Consider the following 23,142-nt stretch of genomic DNA (forward strand, 5'->3'; position numbering starts at 1 on the left):
GTCACACCGCCTGCATGAGAAAAAGCGTGGCAATCAGGAAGGACACCGCTGTCGCGGCTGCCGCGAGCGTCTTTTGCGACGGGCTCCATGGCAGCCACTCCATCGCCATAAGGCGCAGGCCCCCGAACATGTGGACGCAGAGGAGGAAGACCAGCCCGAATTCGGCCAGTTTGACGATCCCGATGTCGGTAAAGGCAAGGACGCCATCCAGCCGTTCCGGGCGGGTGAGCGCAAGCGACAGGACCCAGAAATGGACAGGCAGGAACAACGCCAGCCCAAGCCCCGAAAGCCGGTGCAGGATGTAGGAGTGCCACAGCGGGTGCGCACGCGAGGTGATGCCACGCGCCATTGTCATGCGAAGGTCACCGCCCAGACGGCCCGTGCCCCCAGGGCAAAGAGGCCAACGCCGACGGCCCACATCGCGACCTCCAGTGCTGACCCTTTCAACCCGCCCCATTCATGCGCAACAGCGCGCAGGCCGATGGCGCCGTGGATGGACACGGCCAGGACGAACAGACCGTAGAACAGGAACCACGCAATCGACCCTTGGGTGCGGCCCAGGATTTCGGCCGCACTCAGCCCGCCCTGCACCGCATAGATCATGACCGCCAGATGCCCGAGCACCAATGGCGCCATCAGCAGGGCGGTGATCCGTTGCAACATGTACAGGCGCAGGTTCAGCATCAGCGACCCCTCCGGAAAAAGGACTTGGCCGTTTCGCGTTTCAGACCGGCAATGGCGGACATCGGGTCGAGGTCATTGGGGCAATAGGTGGTGCAAGAACCCATCGAATGGCAGTTATGACAGCCACCACTTCCCGAAACGGCGTCGAGGATGGCGACGCGCCCTTCGTCCTTTGCGTCATTCAGCAGGGTCCATGCGCGTTGCAGCGCAGCCGGACCAAGGTAGTCGGAGTTGCCCGCGACGGTGCCACAGGCCGCATAGCACACCGAACAATTGATGCATTCGATCCCGGCATTGGCCTCGACCCGCGCGGGGGTAGCGTCGTCCACGGGCGCAATCGGATCATCCCGGGTCAATGCACCGTGATGCACAGCTTCGGCCGCGATCCACTTGTCAAAGAACGGGTCCATATCGACGGCCAGATCCTTGATGACGGGCAGATTGCGTAGCGGGCCGATGGATACCGCGTTGCCTTCCAGCACTTTGGAGATGTGCGTGCGGCACGTCCACCGCGGCACCCCGTTGACCATCATCGCGCAACTGCCGCACATCCCCACGCGGCAGGCAAAGCGGTAGCTCAACGTCGGGTCGGCATGCTGCTGCACCCACGACACGACATCCAGAACCGTCTGGTTTTCATAGGCCGGCACGTCGAAAACGCGCTGAGCCTCATCTGTGCGTTCGATTGTGACTTTGAGGGTCTCTTCGGTCATGACAGGTGATATCGTCCAAGGCGCCGCGCATGTTGCGTTGCACCATAGTTGATAGCGTACCTTAATGAACGCGAATAATTCTTTCGGGTTTTGTTAGCGTTACTTGCAGAATGCCCCGCGCGGAAAGGCAGACATGACCAAAGAGCCTCACTCAGACCTGCAGCGGGTTTTGGCGGCCCGCTACAGTGATGCGCCCGGACTGGACGCAACGCTGCCCGATACAGACGTCCTGCAGTCCATGGCAGCGCGCGGGTCGTGTCGCGCGTTCCTCGACAAACCCGTGCCACCTGCGTGGGTGGACATGCTTTGTGCCGTTGCGCTTGCCTCGCCCACCAAGAGTGATTTGCAACAGCGCGATATCGTTTTGCTGCGTGCGCCCGAGGTGCGGCAGGGTCTTGTCGACCTGGTTTCGGGTCAGGCCTGGGTCGCGGATGCGCCGATGATTGCAGTCTTTTGTGGCAACAACCGCCGCCAACGGATGCTGCATAAATGGCACGATGTTCCGTTTGCGAACGACCACCTTGACGCGTTTTTTAACGCAACTGGCGACGCTGCCATCGCCCTCGGTGCCTTTGTCACCGCTGCGGAGGCGCTGGGCCTCGGGTGCTGTCCAATCAGTGCGGTGCGCAATGAGGCGGCGGCCGTCTCGGAACTGTTGAACTTGCCGGACCACGTGTTTCCCTTCGCGGGTCTCGCATTTGGACTCCCGGCACAGGCCCCGGAGATATCGAAACGTCTGCCCTTGCGCACCACCTGCCACATAGATCGATTCCAGGATGATAGAGTTCAGGAAGAGGTCGAAACCTATGATGCCGGGCGCGCCGCAACGCAGCCATATAGCACACAGCGCTTCCCAGAGGTGTTCGGGCAAAGCGATGCCTATGCGTGGTCCGAAGACAAGGTAAGGCAGTACAGCCAGCCCGAGCGGGACAATTTTGGCGCCCATATCCGATCCCGTGGTTTCAACCTCGATTGATCGAAATCGTTACGGGGCGGTCACTTGCTAGTCATTGCCCGCCACAAGATCTGCGCGTTGTGACGCCAGACCTTCCGCGATGGCGAGGATCGCATCAGTGGGTTGCGTCTGCAAAAGATCCGTCAGCTCAAACGGATCATCGACCACATTGTACAGCTCTTGGGGTGCCCCATCCGGCGCGACCAACTTGTACGCCCCTTCGCGGATCGCCCAGCCATAGATGCCACCACCGCGCGTCTGGCGCTCAGTGAAGTGTTCGATATAGGCGACGTTCCGTGCGCCCGGTTCACCTGCGAGGATCGGGCTGAAGTCGATGGAGTCCGGCGTCGTCACGGACGCCCCGGCCAGTGCGGCAATCGTGGCATGAAGGTCGGTCGTGTTCACGAAATCCCGGGTGCGCGCGGCCTCGATACCCGGGCCACTGACGATCAGTGGAACGCGTGTGCCGCTGTCGTAAATCGTGCCCTTCGCACCGTGATCCGAGTAAAGCGTGCGTGTGACCTGGTTGGGTGTGCCATTGTCTCCTACGAACATCACGATGGTATTGTCGCGCTCCTGCGGGCTCATCGAGGACAAAAGCCGCCCGATCTCGGTATCCAGCGCCTCCAGCATGGCCTGATAGTAGGGCAGTGGGTTGGCATCGATAGATGCTGCATCGCCGGGCAGGTCGTCATAGCTGTGCAGGTCGTCGGGCGGCAAGTGAAACGGCGCATGCGGCGCAGTGTAGGCCAGCCAAAGGAACCAGGGTTGGTTCTGGGCGTCGATCCAGTCGATCGCCCGGTCCGTAAAGACGGTGGTGGCATAACCGTCGATCTGGACTTCGGCGCCGTCCTCTATGGCGGTCCAGTTGAAATAGTCCCGAACGCCCCCCGTATAGAGGCCGAAATAATCCGACACACCCATGTCAGCGGGGGCATCATAGCCTAGTGCCCGGCTCGACAGGTGCCATTTGCCAATGACGTTGGATGCGTAGCCCGCCGGGGTCAGCGCATCAAAGATCGTGGGCGTATCGACAGAGAGTTGATTGCTCCCTTCAGGATCGACTGGTGCACCGACACCTGTGCGAAACCCGTAAAGCCCGCTCATGATGGTTGCGCGCGTGGGCGAGCATGTGGGCGCCGCGTAAGCATTGTCAAAGACCACGCCCGTGTCGCACATGGCCTGCAGGTTGGGCATGGGGGCTTGCTGATCGCCAAGATAGTAGCAGAGTGATGCATCGATCCCCATGTCATCCGCGATGATCAGCAGGATGTTGGGTGCAGCCATTGCGGCGCATGGGGCCAAAACCAGTGCAAAGACAGACGCGATGTGGCGGAGTTTCATGGGCTTTCCTTTCAGCGCGGGCCGGAGATGCGGGTCGGACTGCCTGGGCGCGCAGGCGGCCCCAGCGGTTCCGCAGCACGATCAGGGTGCCGACAGCGACCCCAAAGGCAACAGCACTGCCGATGATATTGCTGATCAGGGTTGCGGCCTGTTCCAGTTGAGAGGCAAAAATGTATCCCGACCCGACATAGGCGCAGGTCCAGACCGCCGCGCTGGGCACGGCGACCAGCGTGAAACGGGCCCATGGCAGCCCACCGGCACCGCACAGGTAGGTGACATAAGGGCAGGTCGGGCTGAAAATCGTGTGGCTCAGGAAGACGGCGGCAGCCCCATGACGCTGCAACAATGCTTCGCTGCGCTGAATGATGGGTCCAACACGCGCAGCCCTGGACAGGCGATGCATTGGTTCGCGCCCAACGCGCCACGCGATGAGAAACGCCGCCTGATCGGCGATGATGAATGCCAACAGGACAGTGATCAGCACCATGTTCAGCGACACGTCACCGACAGCGGCAAAGCTGCCAGAGGCCAGGGTGAGAACAGAGGCTGGCACGGGCACCGCAAGACAGGCCAGTGCCACGACACAGAAGACAACAATCAGGCCGTAATCGGGGATCAGGGTGAGGATCGCGTCGGTCACGGTTGCGTCTCGCGGTAGGTTTCGGCCGCGCTGCGCACACGCGCTGTCAGTTGTTCCATGGACAGGTCCTGCCGTTCTGCGATCTGGCGCAGTCGGATGCCTCTGTCCGCGTCTGGATCGAAATCAAGAAGGCCAAACACCAGTGGACGCGGCAGATCATAAGTCATCACCACGTATCTCGGCGTCATCCACGGTTGCAGCTCGACATCCACAGGGCCGTGGTTGTCAAAGTACAGAATGTCGACGATCACCTGAAAGCCGAAGTAAGTGGCCACAGCGATGGCGCTCACAAGCACCGCGAGCGGCAGCACATTCTCTCGTGCGAAACCGATGACGCTGCGCTCAACCATCAAGGACCGTCCAGCGCCTGAGGATCGGGTCGGTGTCATCGCAAGGCGCCATCAACAACGTGCGGGACATGAAGGGCCCGGCCTGACGGCTTTGCGCCGCGACAGTCACGCATTGTGCAAGATCATCAGCGGGAGAGATCGCCTCGGTCGCAGGATCATAGCCGAAACGCTGGTGGAGGGTGTCCTGTGCGCATGTGGCAAGGGCAAAGACCGGGTAGGCTTCGGGCACATACTCCATGCAGTAACCTGCGAACGCGACAGAGCGGATCTGGCCCGTGTCCGTATCGAGAGAGAACTGCACATCGCCGCCTTGCGGCTTGCAGGAATGCGCCTGCAGGTTTTCGGCAAACCCACGGCCCTGAGTGTCGATGCACCAGCCCAGCCTGTCGACCTCATCCAGGTTGTCGCTGAGGTAGATGACGGGCGCGGGTGTTTGCAGATCAGGCGGTTCGGCCAGAACGGGCGATGCGATCAGGGCGAGGGTGGTCAGAGATAGGGTAAAGGGATGGTGTGTCATGGCTGTTGCTCCGTTTGGCGGCGACGACAACTGTAAGGGACGCCTGTGTTTCTGAGCGATATCCGTAGCGCGCGACGTCGCCAGAGGCACGGGCCTGTGTTTGCAGTCCTCGCCACTTTACCTTCACCCCACAACGCTTGGCACCACAGTCTGGAAACAGAACAGGTCCACGTTTTTGCAAGCAACCAGCCCAACCTTGTGGGACAGGAACATCAGGGGCGTTTGTCCGTCGATGGCCAGTGTTCGGGATGTCAGGATGACGGCCAGGCACGCCGCTGAAAAGACGACCAGCGCCATCGGGGGAAGCAGTCTGTTCTTGGTGAGCATGTGATCCTCCGCGCCTGACGTTCCTTATACGACTGGGCAGAGGTGTTCCGTCGCGGCGAACCTGGATTGGCTGCGCACGCGGCTCGTCATCAGGCTTGGCAGGGCCGCAGGCGGCCCCGCATTCTAGCGGAACATGGGTGGGCGCGCATCCAGCCACGCGCCATCTTGCTTGCCGCTCTCAGCCACCGCAAAGACCGCAGCCATGGACCGCAACCCGTCCTCTGCCCTGGGGTATAGGTTGGCCGCCGGGTCCATCAGCCGCCCGTCCTTGCGCGCGCTGATCGCTTCGGCGAGGTCGGTGTAGATGTTGGCAAAGGCCAGCGGCATCCCCTCGGCATGGCCGATGGTGACGCGGGTGGTACGGTCGGCCTCGGGCGACAGGTTCGCCTCGCCCCGCTCGATCACCTGCAGGCGCTCGTTCAGCGGCATGTAATAGAGCTGGTTGGGCTGTTCCTGAGACCACCGCAACCCGCCGGTTTCACCAAAGACTTGGATACCCAACCCATGCTGGCGCCCGATGGCAACAGATGAGGTCCAGAGCCGCCCAACCGCGCCCCCATCCATCCGGAAATTCACCATCGCGTCGTCTTCGAGCGTGCGCACATCAATGCACGACACGGTGTCGGCGGACAGCTTTTCAACCTCTTGGCCCGTGACAAAGGACGCCATGTGCAGCGCGTGGATACCGCAATCGGCAAACTGCGCCGACACGCCCGCCTGTGCGGGGTCATAGCGCCAGCGGACCCTCGGGTTATCCGCGTCTGTCGCGTCCGCGTGATGGCCATGCGCAAACTCTGCCACGACAAGCCGCACCTTGCCGATATCGCCGCGCGCCACCATCGCCCGCATGTGGCGCACCAGCGAATAGCCGGAATAGCCGTAGTTCACCGCGCAGATATTGCCGGTCTTCTGCGCGATCTCGACGATTTCCTGGCCTTCCTCGACCGTCATGGTCATCGGCTTTTCACACAGCACGTGAAAGCCGCCCTCAAGAAAGGCCTTGGTGATCTCAAAGTGGGTCGCGTTGGGCGTGGCGACGGTGACCAGATCAATCCGGTCGTCGCGCTTTTGCTCGCCTTCCAGCATATCCTGCCACGAGCCATAGGCGCGATCCCCCAACCCCAGGCGCTGACCATAGTCGCGCCCTTCGTCGGGGCGGTGATCCAGCGCACCGGCTGAAAACTCGAACAATCCGTCCAGACCCGCGCCAAGGCGGTGGGCTGGCCCGATCTGGCTGCCTTCACCGCCGCCGATCATTCCCCATTGCAGCTTTGCCATTGTATCAGGCCCCCTCAAAACCGATGGATTGCAGATAGGCGCGGTTCAGTTTCGCATCGTCGATGGGCGAGGTGTCGCCCGCCGGGTCGCAATCCTGCTCAACCGTGCACCAGCCCTCAAACCCGGCGTCCAGCAGCACCTGCCGCACAGCGGGGAAATCGACATCGCCATCGCCCAGATTGCAAAAGATTCCGTCGCCGCAGGCGGTGTAGAAGTCGGTGCGATTGGCCACGACCTGCGCCTTCACCTTGGGGTCGATATCCTTGAAATGCATGTAGCTGATGCGCCCGATATGGCGCTGCATGAAGGCCACGGGGTCAAAGCCCGCATAGGAATGGTGGCCCGTGTCAAAGCAGATTTTCAGGATGCTCTCATCGACCTCGTCCAGCAGACGCTCCAACTCCGGTTCGAAATCCATGAAGCCCGCGGCGTGGGCATGAATACCGACGGTCAGGCCGTATTCTTCGGCACCCATGCGCGCCACATCCGCGATGCGGTCGCGAAAGGCGGACCATTCGGCACCGTCCATCTGCTCGGCTTCCTCCGCGCGGCCAGCTGTTGGGGCGCGCCGCTCCGAGATGGAATCAATCAGCACCAGATGCTCCGCGCCATGCGCTTGCAGCGCCTTGCAGGTGCGCACGCTGGCATCCATCACCTCGTCCCACTTGGTCGCATCGTGGAAGGGGCGGAACACCACGCCGCCGACCAGCTCCTGGCCGAACTCTTCCAGCGCGTCACCCAAGCGGGCAGGGTCCTCGGGCATGAAGCCGATGGGCCCCAGCTCGATCCCCGCATATCCCGCATCCGCGTTTTCCTGCAGCACCTTGCGCCAGGCCGGGTTGCGCGGATCATCCGCAAATTCCACGCCCCAGCTACAGGGGGCATTGCCGATCTTGATCATGTCTTGAACCTTTCAGAAATCCGCCACGTTGACCCATGCCTCGGCGCGCGAGGACGCAAGGGCCGCAGCCACAACTTGATTGACGCGCAGACCTTCTTCGAACGTGGGCCAAACGGGTTCGCCCGTGTGGATCGCGGTCAGAAAGTCCTTGGCCTCGATGATGATCTGGTCCTGATATCCGGTGCCGTGCCCCGGCCCCTGGCAGAAGGGCAGGTAGTCGGGATGGGCCGGGCCGGTCAGGATCTTGCGAAACCCGCGCTCGGCCTCGGGCCCTTCGGCGGTGTAGAGCCAGAGCGCATTCTGATCCTCGCCGTCAAAGCGGATCGCGCCGCCCGTTCCGTAGATGTCATAGGCATAGCCCATCTTGCGCCCTGTCGCGACGCGGCTGATGAACAGGCTGCCGTTGATGCCCGAAGCAAAGCGGAGCGTCAGATAGGCCTGATCGTCATTCGTGACCTCAACGCCGCCGCGTTCCGCATGCACGGTTTCCACGCGTGCAAACAGTGCCTCGATCGGCCCCATGAGCGCTTGCGCGCAGTTGATGGGGTGGGGGGCCAGGTCGCCCATGCACCCGTTGGCGTCTCCTTGGGCGCGCCATGTACCCGGATCGTTCGGATCGGCAAAGAAATCCTCGGTCATCTCGCCCCGAAAGGATGTGACCTGCCCGATGCGCCCCTCGGTCACCAGCTTGCGGGCGTATTGGGTCGCCGGGGTCTTGGCATAGTTGAAGCCGACCATGTTGGCGACGCCCGCTGTCTTGGCGGCGGCGACCATCTCGCGCGCGTGATCCGGGGTTTCGGCCAGCGGTTTTTCGCACAGCACCGGCTTGCCCGCAGCGAACGCAGCCAGTGCAATGTCGCGGTGCGTGTCCTGGGGCGAGGCGATGACGATGGCCTCGACCTTGGGGTCGGCCACCAGCACCCGCCAATCATCGGTTGCGCGTGCAAATCCATAAGTTGCGCGGTAGCGTTCCGCCGACTCCTGTGTCGTTGCGCACACCATCTCGAGACGGGGCCGCAAGGCGGTATCAAAGATCGCAGCTACGCTTCCAAACGCTACCGCATGGGCCTTGCCCATATAGCCACCGCCGACAATGCCAATTCCGATTTCGGACATCGGCGACCCTCCCTGAAAAAGTATTTGCAACCGGTTGCAAGGTTGGTATCGTCATTGCAACCAGACGGTCAATACAGAATCGTCGTCAAAGCAGATTGCACGTCTTCGGGAGGAATAATATGGCGGGCTCAGACACCGTGCGCCTGACGACAGCGCAGGCCATCATACGTTATCTCTCTGCGCAGTTCATCGAAGTCGACGGACAGGAATGGCGCCTGTGCGGCGGCGGTTTCGGCATCTTCGGGCACGGCAATGTGACCTGCCTGGGCGAGGCGCTTTATGATCACAAGGACGTCCTGCCGCTTTACCGTGGGCAGAACGAACAAAGCATGGGCTTCGCCGCCGCGGGCTATGCCAAACAGTGGCTGCGCCAGCGCTTCATGTTCTGTACCGCGTCTGCCGGGCCGGGCACCGCCAACCTGCTGACGGCCTCCGCACTTGCCCATGCGAACCGTCTGCCCATGCTGATGCTGTGTGGCGACACGTTCATCACCCGTCTGCCGGATCCGGTCTTGCAACAGCTCGAACATTTCGGTGATCCAACACTCGGCGTGAATGACGCGTTCAAACCGGTAACGCGCTATTGGGATCGCATCACGCATCCCGCGCAGATCATCCAGTCGCTGCCCAACGCAATTGCCACCATGCTGGACCCGGCCGATTGCGGCCCCGCCTTTCTAGGGCTGCCTCAGGATGTGCAGGGCTGGGCCTATGATTATCCCCTCGCCATGTTCGAAAAGACGGTGCACCGCATCCGTCGCCAGACCCCGGACACGCGCGAAGTGGCCGAGGCCGCTGCAGCGCTGAGGGCAGCCAAACGCCCGATGATCATCGCCGGCGGCGGCGTGCAATATTCGGGCGCGGTGGCGGAACTGACGGCCTTTGCCGAGGCGCACGCCATCCCGGTGGTCGAAACCATCGCTGGGCGTGCCAATATGCTGGACACCCATCCGCTCAACATCGGGCCCATCGGCGTGACCGGGTCGGACAGCGCCAACGCGATAGCGGAACAGGCGGACGTGATCCTGTCAGTGGGATGCCGTTTGCAGGATTTCACCACCGGATCGTGGACAGCCTTTGCGCAGGACGCGCAGATCATTGGCCTCAACGCCGGGCGCCATGATGCGGGCAAGCATCGGTCCCTGCCCGTGGTCGGGGATGCCAAGCTGGGGCTGACCGCACTGGCGGCTGAGATGGGAAGCCATACGGCACCGTCCGCCTGGGTCGATCTGGCCAAGTCCGAACGCGCCAAGTGGAACACATACGTGGCGGACAACGTCGCACCGGGCAACCGCCCGAACTCCTACGCCCAAGCCATTGGTGCCGTGAATGCACTGTGTGATGCGCGCGACCGGGTCGTGGCGGCTGCGGGTGGTCTGCCTGCCGAGGTGACGGCCAATTGGCGCACGCTTGATATCGGGACAGTAGACGTCGAATTCGGCTTTTCCTGCATGGGCTACGAGATCGCAGGAGCGTGGGGTGCCCGCATCGCGCAATCCGAGCGTGAGCCGGAACAGGACACAATCACCTTCTGCGGCGACGGGTCTTACCTGATGCTCAACTCCGACATCTACTCCTCCGTGCTGAGCCAGAAAAAGCTGATCGTCCTCCTGCTCGACAATGGCGGCTTTGCCGTCATCAACAAGTTGCAGAACAACACCGGCAACGAGAGCTTCAACAACCTGTTGGCCGACGCACCCACCATACCGCAGGCCTTCGCCGTGGATTTCGAGGCGCATGCCGCCAGCATGGGCGCGACGGCTGAAACCGTGCAGAACCCGGCCGAACTGGGCGAAGCGTTCAAGCGCGCCAAGGCCAGCGACAAGACTTATGTGATCTGCATGAAGGTTGACGCCTACGAGGGCTGGACCACCGAAGGCCACACCTGGTGGGAGGTTGGCACGCCGCATGTCACCGACAATCCGAAAGTGGCCGAGGCGCATGCCGACTGGGAATCCACCCGACCCAAACAGCGCAAAGGGGTCTGAGCAATGCGCACGTTCACCGCCGACACCGCCGACCCCGTCACCATCTGCGACGAGTTGCTGAATGGCCTCGGCGCGGTGCGTATCACCGGGCTGTTCACACCTGACCAGATCGTGGATGCGCGGCGGATCATTATGGCCCATTCGAACGGAGAGGGTGACAAGGTCACCCATTTTCAGGGCGCGGCGATGGAAGACGGGCGGGCAAACCTGCAACGACGGGTGTGGAATCTGCTGGCCAAGGGTGATGTGTTCTCCGACATGGCCACACATCCCGTGATCATGGCCGTGCTCAGCCGCTGGCTCGGGTCCGAGTTCATCATGGGCTCGATCGCCGCCAACCGCATCCTGCCCGGCGGGCCGGGGCAAGAGCCGCATATCGACTTTCCCTATTGGGATTTCCACGCGCCGGACACGCACCCGATGGGTCTGAACGCCAGCTTTCCCATGAATGCACAGGTGACCGTGGCTCTTGACCCCTTCACCGAAGGTAGCGGGGCCACCGCCTATCTGCCGGGCACGCAAAAGGACATGCGCTATCCCACGTCCGAGGATCACGACCACTTCTACGCCAACTGCGCCCGCATGACGGGGGAACCCGGAGACACCGTGATCTTCTTTGGCGCGGCCTGGCACTGCGCGATGCCCAACAACGCCGATCACGACCGCAATGCGGTGCTGATCAACTACATCCCAAAATTCGTCAAACCGCTCGAGGATATGTCCGGTGCACTGCCGCAATCCTTCCTCGATGCGGCCAGCCCCGAGATGCGCCAGCTTCTGGGCTTCAACTACCGCTATCCGGAGGTTCTGGACGAGGCGGACGCCGTGAACGCAGAGGGCATCACATGAGCGCACTTCTGGACGGCATAAAGGCCAATGACTTTGTCATCGTGGGGCGTGCAGGGATTGATTTCTTCACCGATGTGGGCGTGCGGGCCGAGGATGCCGAGCGTCTGACAGTCGACCTTGGGGGGTCAGCGGCCAATATCGGGGCGGGCATCTGCAAACTGGGGGGCAAGGCGGCGCTGGTCACCTCCGTGTCCGATGACTCGGTTGGCAGCTACTGTACCAACCGGTTGCAGCACTACGGCGTAGACACCACTCACGTGAGCAGGGTCGGGGGCGAATACCGCAACTCGCTCGCTTTTTACGAAAGCGTGCTCGACGGGCACCGCAATGTCATCTACCGCAACGGGGCCGCGGATTTTCAGATGACGTCTCAGGATGTTGAGGCGGTGGATTACGCCAAATACGGTGCGTTGATCACTGCAGGCACGGTGTTTGCCGCCGAACCCTCGCGCAGCGCCACATTCCGCGCGTTCGAATTGGCCAAGGCGGCGGGACTGCCCATCATCTTCGATGTCGACTACCGCCCCTATTCCTGGCCCTCGCCCGAGGTTGCCGCCGATGTGCTCAGCCGCGCGGCAGAGGCCTCAGACATGATCGTCGGCAATGACGAGGAATTCGGGTTCATGGCAGGCGGCATGGACAAGGGACAGGCCAAGGCCCGCGCACTGTCCGAAACAACCGCAGACATCGTGATCTACAAGATGGGCGAAAACGGGGCCGTGACTTATGCCGGGGGGCAAGAGATCGCGACGGGCATTTACCCCGTCACAGCCGTCAAACCCAATGGGGCCGGGGATGCATTCATGGCAGGGCTGATGACCGGGCTTGCCGATGGGCACGACCTGCGCGCCGCCATCCTGCGCGGCTCGGCTTGCGCGTCCATCACCGTCTCGCAACCGGGCTGCGCGCCTGCGATGCCCACGCCCGACCTGCTGGACGATTTCCTGACAAACCATCCCGGTCCCACCAACGCATAAAGAAGGAGGCCGCACATGCATATTGCGCCTTACGACAACCAGAACAAACCGATCGTGGATGTGGATGACGCGACTGTCCCGCTCAACTACTTCAACATCGTGAAACTGAAAAAAGGGCAGGCCTTCGAATATGCCGTGCCTGGGTTTGAGACCTGCATCGTGCCAGCCACCGGCAGCGTCGATGTGAATGTCGAGGGGTTCAAGGCCGACGGGATCGGCGGACGCGGCGTCGATGTGTGGGACGGCGAGCCCGAGGGCGTCTATGTGCCCACGGCGGCCAAGGCCGAAATGGTCTGCACCTCTGACGAGGCCGAAGTATTCGTGGCCGGGGCCAAATTTGACAAGGTGCTCGACGCCTTTGCCGTACGCTCGGACGAGTTGGACCTCGTGCAATACGGATCGGACGACACGAAAACGCATCGCAAGATCAAGCACATCCTGGGCACCAAGTATCACGGCAAGGTCGGGCGCCTGCTTGTGTCTGAACTGTTCACCGTGGGGCAGGGCGGCTGGTCGGGCTTTCCCAGCCACAAGCATGACACTGACCGCCTGCCGGACGAGACGCGGCACGACGAGACCTATAATTTCCGCTTCCGCCCCAATCACGGCTCGGGCGTGCAGATGTTGCAGCGCGAGGATGGCAAGGCAGGCGATGCCTATCATATCGTCGATGGCTCCACGATCTGCCTCGACAACGGCTATCACCCCTGCGCGGTGCTGCCGGGCTACGAGATGTATTATTTCACCATCCTCGGTGGCCTCAGCCAGCGCAGCCTGGTGCAGTACTTCCAGCCTTCGCATGCCTACCAGATCGAAACGATCCCCGGCATCAAAGACATGATCGCCAAGTTCAAATGACGCTTGCAACACTGTCAGACGTTCTGATCCCGGCCAAGGCTGACGGGTATGCCGTGGCCGGTCTGGTTACGCTGGGGTGGGAAGACATGCGCGCCTATGTGGCCGCTGCCGAGGCCGAAGGCTGCCCCGTGATCCTGCAGGCCGGGCCATCCTGTCGCGCGCACACGCCGCTGCCGGTATTGGGCAAAATGTTTCGGCATCTGGCGGAAGAGGCCTCGGTGCCGGTCGTCGCGCACCTCGATCACGGGTACACGTTCGAAGAGTGCAAGGAGGCGCTGGAGAGCGGCTTTACCTCGCTCATGTTCGACGGCTCGCGCAAGCCCTTGCAGCAGAACATCGACGAAACGGCGGCGATTGCCGAGATGGCGCACAAGGCGGGCATTTCCTGCGAGGGCGAGATCGGTTTTGTCGGCTATGACAATGGCGAAGCCTCTGCCGGAACGGACCCTGAGGAGGCCGCGCAGTTCGCGCGCGAGACTGGTGTGGATGCCATGGCCATCTCGGTCGGGAACGTGCATTTGCAGACCGACCAATCGGGCGGGCTGGACGAAGACCGTATTGCTGCCATTCAGGCCGTCACCGATGTGGCGCTGGTGATCCACGGCGGGTCTGGCGTACCTGCCGCGCAACGGCGCGCGCTGGCGACGGGTACCAACATCTGCAAATTTAACATCGGGACTGAGCTGCGGCAAGCCTTTGGCCATGCCCTGCGCAGCGCGGTCAATAGCGACCCCGACCGGTTCGATCGGGTGCAGATCCTGAAAGACACCCATGATCCGGTTGTTGCGGCAACGCAGGACGTACTCAAGACAATGAGGGGCTAAGCCTATGATCAACATTGCACTTCTGGGCTGTGGTCGCATCGGGCAGGTCCATGCCCGCAGTCTGTTCGGGATCGAAGGCGCCCAAGTCGCTGCTGTCGCCGATGCGGCGCCTGCGGCCGCAGAGGCCTTGGCCAAACGCGCCGGTACAAAGGTGATGGATGTGGACACGATCCTTGCCTCACCCGACATCGACGCTGTGGTGATCGGCACGCCCACCACCACGCATTACGACCTGATCCACGCCGCTGCGCGCGCGGGCAAGGCGATCTTTTGCGAAAAGCCCATCGATTTGTCCTCTGACCGCATCCGGGACTGTCTGGCTGTTGTGGCCGAGCATGACGTGCCCTTTTTTATCGCCTTCAACCGCCGGTTCGATCCGAATTTTCGCACTCTGAAAGCGCAGATTGATGCGCAAGCGGTCGGCGCGGTCGAGATGGTGACGATCCTGTCGCGCGACCCGTCCCCGCCGCCCATCGATTACATCAAGACGTCCGGCGGGCTGTTTCGCGACATGATGATCCATGATCTGGATATGGCGCGGTTCCTGCTGGGCGAAGACCCGGTCGAGGTTTTCGCCCACGCCTCATGCCTTGTTGATCCGGCCATCGGTGCGGCGGGAGATGTGGACACGGCCATGGTGTCGCTGCGCACGAGGTTGGGCAAGTTGTGCCAGATTTCCTGCTCGCGCCGCGCGACCTATGGCTATGACCAGCGGATCGAGGTGCATGGCAGCGCGGGCATGTTGCGCGCCGACAATGTGCTGACCTCGACGGTCGAAGTGTCAAACGCCGACGGATTTTGTCGCGCGCCGACCGAGCCGTTTTTCCTGGAACGCTACGCTGCCGCCTACACGGCCGAGATGGAACATTTTGTCGAGGTGCTGACTGCAGGCACGTCGCCCAACCCAAGCGGGATCGACGGGTTCAAGGCGCAGGTGATGGCGGATGCGGCGCAGGCCTCATATGAGAGTGGATCGCCGCAAGCGCTGGTGTTTGACTAGGGCTCAGATCGCTGCGCTATAGGTCCGTTCGGCTGTGGTGGGTTCCTCGGGTGTGACCAGTTGGACGGCGATCAGCCTTACCAGCGGGTGTGCCCAGCGGTCGATGGCCAGCGTTGTGCCATCCCAGCTGACCGCCCCGTCAAACTGCGTCGCGATGCGATCAATGCTGTTTCGGATTTCTACGTCTGCCTTTTGGGCGGGTGACAGGACCGCAGCGTGATAACACATCAATTGTTCGACCAGATCGGCCTTGAGCCTGTCTTGGGCGCTGAGCTGATAGCCGCGCCAGAGTGCGGGCCGACCCTGATCCACCTGTTCGGCATACTTGCCGGTGACGGGAATGTTCTGCGCAAACCCCTGCGGATAGGTCGAGATCGCAGAGGCGCCAAGGCCCACCAGCCACGGGGCTCGGTCATCGGTGTAACCCTGGAAGGATCGCTTGAGACGCTTGTCATAGAACGCCTGTGCCAGTGCATCATCGGGCCGGGCAAAGTGATCGATCCCGATCTGGACGTACCCCTGGCCCAACAGGGTCAGGCGCGCCTGTTCGAACAGGGCGAGCCGTGCCTGCGGTTTCGGCAGGGCCTCGGTCGGGATCAGGGATTGGCGCTTGGACATCCACGGCACATGCGCATAGCCAAACAGCGCAATGCGGCCCGGGTTCATTTCGAGCGCGGCATCCAGCGTCGCAGCCAGCGTTTGCGGTGTTTGAAAGGGCAGGCCGTACAGCAGATCGAAGTTCAGCGCATCCACACCCAGCCCGCGCAGATCGTCCACGACCGATTGCGTCAGTGCCTGTGATTGTTCGCGCCCGATGGCGGCTTGCACCTGCGGGTCGAAGTCCTGAATGCCGAGGCTGGCCCGTGACAGGCCATGCTCTTTCAGAACGGCAAGGCGGGCTGGCCCGACATCCGTGGGATCAACCTCGACCGAGAATTCCTCGAGCGCATCAAGGCCCCAGATGTCGTGCAAACCACTGAGCAATCTGTCCAGCAAGTCCGGTGACAGGATCGTCGGTGTCCCCCCGCCCAGGTGTAACCGCTTGGGTGCGACACCGTTGATGAAACCGGCGCGCACATCGCGCGCCTCGGCCAAAACCCTGTCGACATAGGGCGCGAGCGGTGCGTCGCTGCGCGTTCCTTGCGTGCGGCACGCGCAGAACCAGCAGAGTCTGCGGCAAAAGGGAATGTGGACATAGAGCGAAATCTCTGCATCCTTTGGAGCAGTATATTGCCACGTACGCACGTGCTTCGCATCGACCTCCTCGCTGAACCAATTCGCGGGGGGTAGCTTGTGAAACGCGGCACCCGGGCGTCAAACAGTCCAAAGCGGGATAGGTCGGATATATGTTTCATGTCGTAAGTCTGTCCCGCGTCATGTCGGGCTGCATTGACCCAGATCAAAGGGGACGGGGATGAGGGAAAACCTTGCCGTGTCGCCGGAGTGTTCCAATTGCCCCATCCGTCACCGGGCCGTGTGCGCGCGCTGTGACGAAGACGAGTTGGCGGAACTGAACAGGATCAAGTTCTACAAGTCCTATTCCGCGGGCCAGACCATCGCGATGCGCGGCGACGCGCTGGATGTGGTGGCCTCGGTCGTGGCAGGAACGGCCACGCTCGAGCGCGCAATCGAGGATGGGCGCACGCAGATGGTGGGCCTTTTGCTGCCATCGGACTTTATTGGCCGACCCGGGCGCGGGACGTTGCAATATGATGTGACGGCTGTTTCGGATGTGACCTTGTGCTGTTTCCAGCGCAAACCGTTCGAGGCGCTGTTGATCGAGATCCCGCATATCCAGGAACGCCTGCTCGAGATGGCGCTGGACGAATTGGACGCGGCACGCGACTGGATGCTGTTGCTGGGTCGCAAGACGGCGCGTGAAAAGATCGCCAGCCTGCTGATGCTGATCGCCAAGCGGACGATGAACCCGGATGGCAAGGTCCTCGGGGATACCTCGCGTATCGAATTGCCGATCAGCCGCGAGACGATGGCCAACTTTCTGGGCCTGACCATAGAAACGGTCAGCCGCCAGTTCACCGGATTGCGCAAGGACGGTGTGATCGAACTGGATGGCAACCGCACCGTGCGCATCCCCGATCTTGAGGCTTTGCTGATGGAAACGGGCGATGACAGCGATGGCGGCCCGCTGATCTGACCGACAAGGCGTCTTGATCCAGGTCAACGCTCACCCGTGCGCGTTGGGCTATCCCCCGTAGCTGCATGCGAACGGAGGCAAGACATGTATACTAATATTTTGATCCCCATTTCTTTTGACGAAGAAAGAGACGTGGCCGGTGCCATTGAAATCGCCAAGCGCATTTCGGGCCCGGACGCCAGCATCACCCTGTTGCACGTGCTGGAACCGCTGCCGGTTTATGCGGCGGAATACGTGCCCGGCGACATGTTGCAGGCGACCCGTGAAAAGGTCCGCACGCGTCTGGAGAACGTAAGGGCGCAGGTGCCCAATGGCCGCATGGCGCTGATTGATGGACCCACCGGGCGCTCCATCACCGACTGGGCGTCCCAGAACGAGGCCGACTGTATCGTGATTGCATCCCACCGCCCTGTTTTTTCGGACATTTTGCTGGGCTCTACGGCAGCGTGGGTTGTGCGCCATGCCCAATGTTCGGTGCATGTGATCCGCTAACGTCGCGCGCTTGATCCAGATCAACGCGGCCAGGCGGCCAAGTCCCTATGACCCAAAATGCGAACAGGTGTGCCGCCCCTCGAGGCGGCGCAAAACTGCAAAGGATGCACTATGTGGGACTATATTAAACTCATCTCCTTTGGTCTGATCGCTCTCGTCGCCGCAATTGCTGCGGATTGGGGGCACGATCTGGCCTATCAGTTACATGCCGCGCTGATCATGTTGGTCGCGGCGGGCATGTTCATTTGGCAATTGCGCAACATGGATACGGCCACGGGCGAGGTGGATACCTCGGGCTATATGGACGGAGTGATCCGGGCCGGGGTCATTGCGACCGGGTTCTGGGGCGTCATCGGCTTTCTCGTCGGCGTCTTCATCGCGTTTCAGCTGGCCTTTCCGGCGCTGAATTTCGATTGGGGCCAGCCCTTTACCAATTTTGGACGCTTGCGCCCGCTGCACACCAGCGCGGTGATTTTCGCATTCGGGGGCAACGCCCTCATCATGTCGTCCTTCTACATCGTGCAACGCACCTGTGGCACCCGTCTTTGGGGCGGCAACACGGCGTGGTTCGTGTTCTGGGGCTATCAGCTGTTCATCGTGCTGGCCGCCACGGGCTATCTGCTGGGGGCCACGCAATCCAAGGAGTATGCAGAACCCGAATGGTACGTCGATATCTGGCTGACCGTCGTCTGGGTCGCGTTCCTTGCCGTCTACATGGGCACCATTTTCAAGCGGCAGGAAAAGCATATCTATGTCGCCAACTGGTTCCTGCTGAGCTTCATCATCACCGTGGCGATGCTGCACATCGTCAACAACCTGAGCATTCCCGTGTCCTTGCTGGGGTCCAAATCCGTGCAGGTCTTTTCCGGCGTGCAGGATGCGATGACCCAGTGGTGGTATGGCCACAACGCCGTGGGCTTCTTCCTCACCGCCGGGTTCCTGGGCATGATGTATTACTTTGTGCCCAAGCAGGCGGGCCGCCCCGTCTACAGCTACAAGCTGTCGATCATCCACTTCTGGGCGCTGATCTTTCTCTACATCTGGGCCGGTCCGCACCACCTGCATTACACTGCGCTGCCGGATTGGGCCTCGACCCTTGGCATGGTGTTCTCGATCATCCTGTGGATGCCGAGCTGGGGTGGCATGATCAACGGTCTGATGACGCTGCAAGGCGCCTGGGACAAGCTGCGTACCGATCCCATCATCCGGATGATGGTGATCAGCCTCGCCTTCTACGGCATGTCCACCTTTGAAGGGCCGATGATGTCGATCCGGGCGGTCAACTCGCTGTCGCACTACACCGACTGGACCATCGGGCACGTGCATTCCGGCGCGCTGGGCTGGAACGGCATGATCACCTTTGGTGCGCTCTACTTCCTGACGCCGCGCCTGTGGGGCCGCAAGCAGATGTATTCCATGTCGGCCATCGACTGGCACTTCTGGCTCGCGACCATCGGTATCGTCCTCTACGCGGCATCCATGTGGGTAACCGGCATCATGGAGGGCCTGATGTGGCGCGAAGTCGATGCCCAAGGGTTCCTCGTGAACTCGTTCGCCGACACCGTGAGCGCCAAGTTCCCGATGTACGTGGTGCGTGGTCTGGGCGGAGTTCTCTACCTGACCGGTGCCTGCATCATGGTGTGGAACATGTGGATGACCATCCGGGGCGGCTCGCCCGTCCAGGTGGCCCCACCTGCGGCACCTGTTGCTGCGGCACAACCTGCACAAGCTGCTTGAAGGAGATCGACCAATGAAAGCAGGATTTCTTCAGCGGCACCAAGTGCTGGAACGCAGCCCGACACTTTTGTTCGTGTTCTCGCTGCTCACTGTCTCCGTCGGCGGCATCGTCGAGATCGCACCGCTCTTCTACCTCGAAAACACGATCGAGGAAGTGGACGGGATGCGCCCCTACAGCCCGCTGGAGCTGGCGGGTCGCGACATCTACATCCGCGAGGGGTGCTATGTCTGTCACAGCCAGATGATCCGCCCCATGCGGGACGAGGTCGAGCGCTATGGCCACTACTCACTGGCGGCGGAGTCCAAATACGACCACCCGCACCAGTGGGGGTCCAAGCGGACGGGGCCTGACCTGGCCCGCGTCGGCGGGCGGTATTCGGATGCCTGGCATGTGGATCACCTGAACGACCCGCAATCGGTGGTGCCGGAATCGATCATGCCCAAATACGCCTTTCTCGGGCGCACGGTGATTGATGGCGAACATATCGAGGATCTGTTGCGCACGCACCGGATCGTCGGTGTGCCCTACACCGAGGACATGATCGAACAGGCGGTCTTTGACTTCCGCGCGCAGGCCGATCCGGATTCGGATTGGGACGCGACGGTCGAGCGCTATCCCGGTGCGGTCGTGTCCAACTTTGACGGACAGCCCGAACTGACCGAGATGGATGCGCTGATCGCGTATTTGCAGATGCTGGGCACGCTGGTCGATTTCTCGACCTTCACCCCAGATGCAAGCCGATAGGAGGGAACGGACAATGGAAACCTATACTTTCCTGCGCGAACTGGCCGACAGCTGGGTCCTTCTGGCGATGGTGATCTTTTACATCATCGCGTGCCTCTGGTCCTTCCGACCCGGTGCCCAAAGCGCCAATGACGAGGCCGCTGGCATTCCCTTTCGCAACGATGGCGATGCGCCTGCACAATCCCAAGAACTGGAGGCCGAGTGATGGCTGACACACCAAAAAAAGACGACGTCACAGGCATCGATACCACCGGCCACGACTGGGACGGCATCACCGAGTTGAACAACCCCCTGCCGCGGTGGTGGCTGTGGTGTTTCTACGGCACCATCGTCTGGGGGATCGCCTATACGATCGCGTTCCCGGCCTGGCCACTGATCAACTCGGCCACATCCGGGGTGCTGGGCTATTCGACCCGCGCCGAGGTGGCCGAACAGATCGCCGTGGTCGAGGCGCAGAATGCCGAAGTGTCGGCGCGTCTGGCCTCGGCTGACCTTGCGACTTTGGCGCCGGACGATCCTGCACATCGCTACGGCGTGGCTGGTGGAGCCTCCGTGTTCCTCGCGCATTGCTCACAATGCCACGGCTCGGGTGCGGCGGGAGCCGTGGGCTATCCCAACCTGCTGGATGATGACTGGCTGTGGGGCGGCGACCTCGATTCCATCGAATACACCGTGCGCCACGGCATCCGGAACGAGGCGGATCCCGATGCGCGCTGGTCCGAGATGCCTGCCTTTGGTGAGATTTTCGAGGACGAGGAGATTGCAGCGACGGTGGAATACGTCCTGTCTATCTCGGGTCAGGACCATGATGCCACCCTCGCCGAACAGGGCGCCGTGCTGTTCGAGGAACAGTGCACGGCCTGTCATGGAGATGCAGGCGAAGGCATCCGCGATCTGGGCGCGCCGCAACTGTCCGATGCGATCTGGCTCTACGGAGGGGACCGCGAGACGTTGACGCAGACCATCACCTATTCCCGCTTCGGGGTGATGCCCCCGTGGGGCCAACGGCTCGACGAAGCAGAGATCAAGGCCGTGACCTTGTATCTCCACCAGCTTGGCGGCGGCGAATAAGCCACCCGCCAGCGGCCTGCGCGTTAGAACCTTCGCGGTTCACCCGGGAGGGGGCGCGCGGCCACCCCGGCCCTTGTCCTGTTCGTACCTAGCGGGGGCCGGGGCTTTCCCATGGGCGCTTGATCCAAATCAAGGCGCCCGATCCTGACAGTCTGCATTGTCATCCCACGAACAGGACAATCGAATATGACACAACAACCGGACACCCCGCCCGCCCTTTATGTTGCGCGCGAACCGATCTTTCCCCGGCGTGTGAAGGGCACCTATCGCACGCTCAAATGGTGGATCATGGCCGTGACGCTGGCCATCTACTACCTCACGCCCTTCATCCGCTGGGATCGTGGCCCGAACCTGCCCGATCAGGCGGTGCTGATCGACCTGGCTGGCCGCCGGTTCTACTTTTTCTGGATCGAGATCTGGCCGCACGAGTTCTACTTCGTCGCCGGACTGCTGATCATGGCGGGGCTGGGCCTGTTTCTATTCACCTCTGCGCTTGGCCGCGTCTGGTGCGGCTATACCTGCCCACAAACGGTCTGGACCGACTTGTTCATACTGGTCGAACGCTGGATCGAAGGCGATCGCAACGCCCGCGTGCGCCTGTGGAATGCCGACTGGTCGCTGCACAAGCTGCGCCTCCGGGTGACCAAGTGGATCGTGTGGTTTCTGATCGCACTTGCGACAGGGGGCGCGTGGGTGTTCTACTTTGCCGATGCGCCGACGCTGGCGCGTGATCTGGCCACATTCAGTGCGCCGCTTGTCGCCTACACCACCATCCTGATCCTGACCGCGACCACCTTCATCTTTGGCGGTTTCATGCGCGAACAGGTCTGCAACTACATGTGCCCCTGGCCGCGCATCCAGGCGGCGATGATGGACAACAACACGCTGACCGTGGCCTATCGCCACTGGCGGGGCGAGCCGCGGGGCAAGCACCGCAAGGCCGAAGGGGCGGACGAGTTGGGCGACTGCATCGACTGCATGGCCTGCGTGAACGTGTGCCCGGCTGGCATCGACATCCGCGACGGCCAGCAGATGGAGTGCATCACCTGTGCGCTTTGCATTGATGCCTGCGACGATGTGATGGAACGGATCGGCAAGCCGCGCGGCCTGATCGACTATCTCGCCCTCGCCGATGAAGAACGTGAGACGGCAGGCGAACCGCCGCGCCCGATCTGGCAGCACGTTCTGCGCCCGCGCACGATCCTTTACACCGCGATGTGGTCGCTGATCGGGGTTGCGCTGGTCTACGCGCTGTTCATCCGTTCGGACATCGACCTGACGGTCGAACCGGTGCGCAATCCGCAATTCGTTACCATGTCCGACGGATCGGTGCGCAACACCTACACCGTGCGCATCCGCAACCTCACGGCAGAGGATCGCACGTTCCGCGTCATGCTGACGTCCGAAGACATCCTGCGCATCGGCGTGGAAACCGACGGGCCACATGATGGGCACGTAACGGTTCCGGCCAACGAAACCCTCGCCGCGCGCGTCTATGTCACCGCGCGACCGCAGGATCCGGCGGCCAGCAGCGAAACAACCGATCTGCGTCTGTGGGTCGAAGACGTCGAAACCGATGACCGGGCCGGAGTGGCCACAATCTTTAACGGGAAGGGATGAC

Annotated in this window: 25 protein-coding genes and 1 pseudogene; 14 read left to right on the plus strand and 12 right to left on the minus strand. The window is 61.9% G+C overall.

Annotation, left to right across the window (positions count from 1 at the left end; all coding sequences use genetic code 11):
• Position 1: 1 nt before the first annotated feature.
• Genes sdhC through ACMHLQ_RS18945 form a run of 3 tightly spaced genes read right to left on the minus strand, consistent with a single transcriptional unit; the run spans position 2 to position 1,397 of the window.
• Positions 2–355: a succinate dehydrogenase, cytochrome b556 subunit gene (gene sdhC, locus ACMHLQ_RS18935; RefSeq protein ID WP_415402240.1), complete on the minus strand. Its 354-nt coding sequence runs from the start codon at positions 353–355 to the stop codon at positions 2–4.
• Positions 352–684 (minus strand): succinate dehydrogenase, encoded by a 333-nt coding sequence (locus ACMHLQ_RS18940; protein ID WP_415402241.1) that lies wholly within the window; start codon positions 682–684, stop codon positions 352–354. Before ACMHLQ_RS18940 ends, sdhC begins: the two co-directional genes overlap by 4 nt.
• Positions 684–1,397: a succinate dehydrogenase/fumarate reductase iron-sulfur subunit gene (locus ACMHLQ_RS18945; protein WP_415402242.1), complete on the minus strand. Its 714-nt coding sequence runs from the start codon at positions 1,395–1,397 to the stop codon at positions 684–686. The genes ACMHLQ_RS18940 and ACMHLQ_RS18945 overlap by 1 nt, the downstream gene beginning before the upstream one ends.
• A gap of 133 nt (positions 1,398–1,530) precedes the next feature.
• On the opposite strand from ACMHLQ_RS18945, the gene ACMHLQ_RS18950 reads away from it, so the two are divergent.
• A complete protein-coding gene (locus tag ACMHLQ_RS18950; RefSeq protein WP_415402243.1) occupies positions 1,531–2,373 on the plus strand; it encodes a nitroreductase family protein in 843 nt (280 codons plus the stop codon).
• A gap of 27 nt (positions 2,374–2,400) precedes the next feature.
• Here ACMHLQ_RS18950 and ACMHLQ_RS18955 read toward each other — a convergent pair whose 3' ends face one another.
• From ACMHLQ_RS18955 to ACMHLQ_RS18990, 8 genes are all read right to left on the minus strand, one after another.
• Positions 2,401–3,696, minus strand: a complete 1,296-nt coding sequence (locus ACMHLQ_RS18955; protein WP_415402244.1) for a sulfatase-like hydrolase/transferase — start codon at positions 3,694–3,696, stop codon at positions 2,401–2,403.
• Positions 3,602–4,336, minus strand: a complete 735-nt coding sequence (locus ACMHLQ_RS18960; protein ID WP_415402245.1) for a DedA family protein — start codon at positions 4,334–4,336, stop codon at positions 3,602–3,604. Before ACMHLQ_RS18960 ends, ACMHLQ_RS18955 begins: the two co-directional genes overlap by 95 nt.
• Positions 4,333–4,686 (minus strand): hypothetical protein, encoded by a 354-nt coding sequence (locus ACMHLQ_RS18965; RefSeq protein WP_415402246.1) that lies wholly within the window; start codon positions 4,684–4,686, stop codon positions 4,333–4,335. Before ACMHLQ_RS18965 ends, ACMHLQ_RS18960 begins: the two co-directional genes overlap by 4 nt.
• Positions 4,679–5,203, minus strand: coding sequence for a ricin-type beta-trefoil lectin domain protein (locus tag ACMHLQ_RS18970; protein ID WP_415402247.1), 525 nt, complete (start codon positions 5,201–5,203; stop codon positions 4,679–4,681). The genes ACMHLQ_RS18965 and ACMHLQ_RS18970 overlap by 8 nt, the downstream gene beginning before the upstream one ends.
• Positions 5,204–5,326: 123 nt before the next feature.
• The gene (locus tag ACMHLQ_RS18975) at positions 5,327–5,530 is read right to left on the minus strand and encodes a hypothetical protein (protein WP_415402248.1); all 204 of its coding nucleotides are present in this window, start codon (positions 5,528–5,530) and stop codon (positions 5,327–5,329) included.
• A 123-nt stretch (positions 5,531–5,653) separates the two neighbouring features.
• A complete protein-coding gene (locus ACMHLQ_RS18980; RefSeq protein WP_415402249.1) occupies positions 5,654–6,808 on the minus strand; it encodes a Gfo/Idh/MocA family protein in 1,155 nt (384 codons plus the stop codon).
• 4 nt (positions 6,809–6,812) lie between these two features.
• Positions 6,813–7,709, minus strand: a complete 897-nt coding sequence (locus tag ACMHLQ_RS18985) for a TIM barrel protein (protein ID WP_415402250.1) — start codon at positions 7,707–7,709, stop codon at positions 6,813–6,815.
• Positions 7,710–7,721: 12 nt separating this feature from the next.
• Complete coding sequence (locus ACMHLQ_RS18990; protein ID WP_415402251.1) at positions 7,722–8,825, minus strand: Gfo/Idh/MocA family protein; 1,104 nt, start codon at positions 8,823–8,825, stop codon at positions 7,722–7,724.
• Positions 8,826–8,944: 119 nt separating this feature from the next.
• On the opposite strand from ACMHLQ_RS18990, the gene iolD reads away from it, so the two are divergent.
• From iolD to iolG, 6 genes are read left to right on the plus strand one after another with little or no spacing between them, the layout of a single operon-like run.
• Complete coding sequence (gene iolD / locus ACMHLQ_RS18995) at positions 8,945–10,813, plus strand: 3D-(3,5/4)-trihydroxycyclohexane-1,2-dione acylhydrolase (decyclizing) (RefSeq protein ID WP_415402252.1); 1,869 nt, start codon at positions 8,945–8,947, stop codon at positions 10,811–10,813.
• Positions 10,814–10,816: 3 nt separating this feature from the next.
• Positions 10,817–11,662, plus strand: a complete 846-nt coding sequence (locus ACMHLQ_RS19000; RefSeq protein ID WP_415402253.1) for a phytanoyl-CoA dioxygenase family protein — start codon at positions 10,817–10,819, stop codon at positions 11,660–11,662.
• Positions 11,659–12,639: a 5-dehydro-2-deoxygluconokinase gene (gene iolC, locus ACMHLQ_RS19005; RefSeq protein WP_415402254.1), complete on the plus strand. Its 981-nt coding sequence runs from the start codon at positions 11,659–11,661 to the stop codon at positions 12,637–12,639. The genes ACMHLQ_RS19000 and iolC overlap by 4 nt, the downstream gene beginning before the upstream one ends.
• 15 nt (positions 12,640–12,654) lie before the next feature.
• Complete coding sequence (locus ACMHLQ_RS19010) at positions 12,655–13,497, plus strand: 5-deoxy-glucuronate isomerase (RefSeq protein ID WP_415402255.1); 843 nt, start codon at positions 12,655–12,657, stop codon at positions 13,495–13,497.
• Positions 13,494–14,321, plus strand: coding sequence for a class II fructose-bisphosphate aldolase (locus ACMHLQ_RS19015; protein ID WP_415402256.1), 828 nt, complete (start codon positions 13,494–13,496; stop codon positions 14,319–14,321). The genes ACMHLQ_RS19010 and ACMHLQ_RS19015 overlap by 4 nt, the downstream gene beginning before the upstream one ends.
• A 4-nt stretch (positions 14,322–14,325) precedes the next feature.
• On the plus strand, positions 14,326–15,321 hold the full coding sequence (gene iolG / locus ACMHLQ_RS19020) for an inositol 2-dehydrogenase (protein ID WP_415402257.1): 996 nt from the start codon (positions 14,326–14,328) through the stop codon (positions 15,319–15,321).
• A gap of 3 nt (positions 15,322–15,324) precedes the next feature.
• Here iolG and ACMHLQ_RS19025 read toward each other — a convergent pair.
• Positions 15,325–16,572 (minus strand): annotated as a pseudogene (locus tag ACMHLQ_RS19025) (radical SAM protein); the annotation flags it as partial.
• Between the two features lie 163 nt (positions 16,573–16,735).
• Here ACMHLQ_RS19025 and fnrL point away from each other — a divergent pair.
• The 7 genes from fnrL (at position 16,736) to ccoG (ending at position 23,141) form a co-directional block, all read left to right on the plus strand.
• Positions 16,736–17,476 (plus strand): transcriptional regulator FnrL, encoded by a 741-nt coding sequence (gene fnrL / locus ACMHLQ_RS19030; RefSeq protein WP_415402258.1) that lies wholly within the window; start codon positions 16,736–16,738, stop codon positions 17,474–17,476.
• An 84-nt stretch (positions 17,477–17,560) separates the two neighbouring features.
• Positions 17,561–17,968, plus strand: a complete 408-nt coding sequence (locus tag ACMHLQ_RS19035; RefSeq protein ID WP_415402259.1) for a universal stress protein — start codon at positions 17,561–17,563, stop codon at positions 17,966–17,968.
• Between the two features lie 111 nt (positions 17,969–18,079).
• The gene (ccoN, locus tag ACMHLQ_RS19040; RefSeq protein ID WP_415402260.1) at positions 18,080–19,705 is read left to right on the plus strand and encodes a cytochrome-c oxidase, cbb3-type subunit I; all 1,626 of its coding nucleotides are present in this window, start codon (positions 18,080–18,082) and stop codon (positions 19,703–19,705) included.
• A 13-nt stretch (positions 19,706–19,718) separates the two neighbouring features.
• Positions 19,719–20,450 carry a cytochrome-c oxidase, cbb3-type subunit II gene (gene ccoO / locus ACMHLQ_RS19045; RefSeq protein WP_415402261.1) on the plus strand — a complete coding sequence of 244 codons (732 nt, stop codon included), beginning with the start codon at positions 19,719–19,721 and terminating at the stop codon, positions 20,448–20,450.
• Between the two features lie 13 nt (positions 20,451–20,463).
• Positions 20,464–20,655 (plus strand): cbb3-type cytochrome c oxidase subunit 3, encoded by a 192-nt coding sequence (locus ACMHLQ_RS19050; protein ID WP_415402262.1) that lies wholly within the window; start codon positions 20,464–20,466, stop codon positions 20,653–20,655.
• Complete coding sequence (ccoP, locus tag ACMHLQ_RS19055) at positions 20,655–21,521, plus strand: cytochrome-c oxidase, cbb3-type subunit III (RefSeq protein WP_415402263.1); 867 nt, start codon at positions 20,655–20,657, stop codon at positions 21,519–21,521. The genes ACMHLQ_RS19050 and ccoP overlap by 1 nt, the downstream gene beginning before the upstream one ends.
• A gap of 186 nt (positions 21,522–21,707) precedes the next feature.
• Positions 21,708–23,141 (plus strand): cytochrome c oxidase accessory protein CcoG, encoded by a 1,434-nt coding sequence (gene ccoG / locus ACMHLQ_RS19060; protein WP_415402264.1) that lies wholly within the window; start codon positions 21,708–21,710, stop codon positions 23,139–23,141.
• The last annotated feature ends 1 nt before the right edge of the window (position 23,142 follow it).

Origin of the sequence: Tateyamaria algicola, assembly GCF_047715485.1 — a bacterium.
In the GTDB taxonomy this organism is placed as follows: Bacteria; Pseudomonadota; Alphaproteobacteria; order Rhodobacterales; family Rhodobacteraceae; genus Tateyamaria.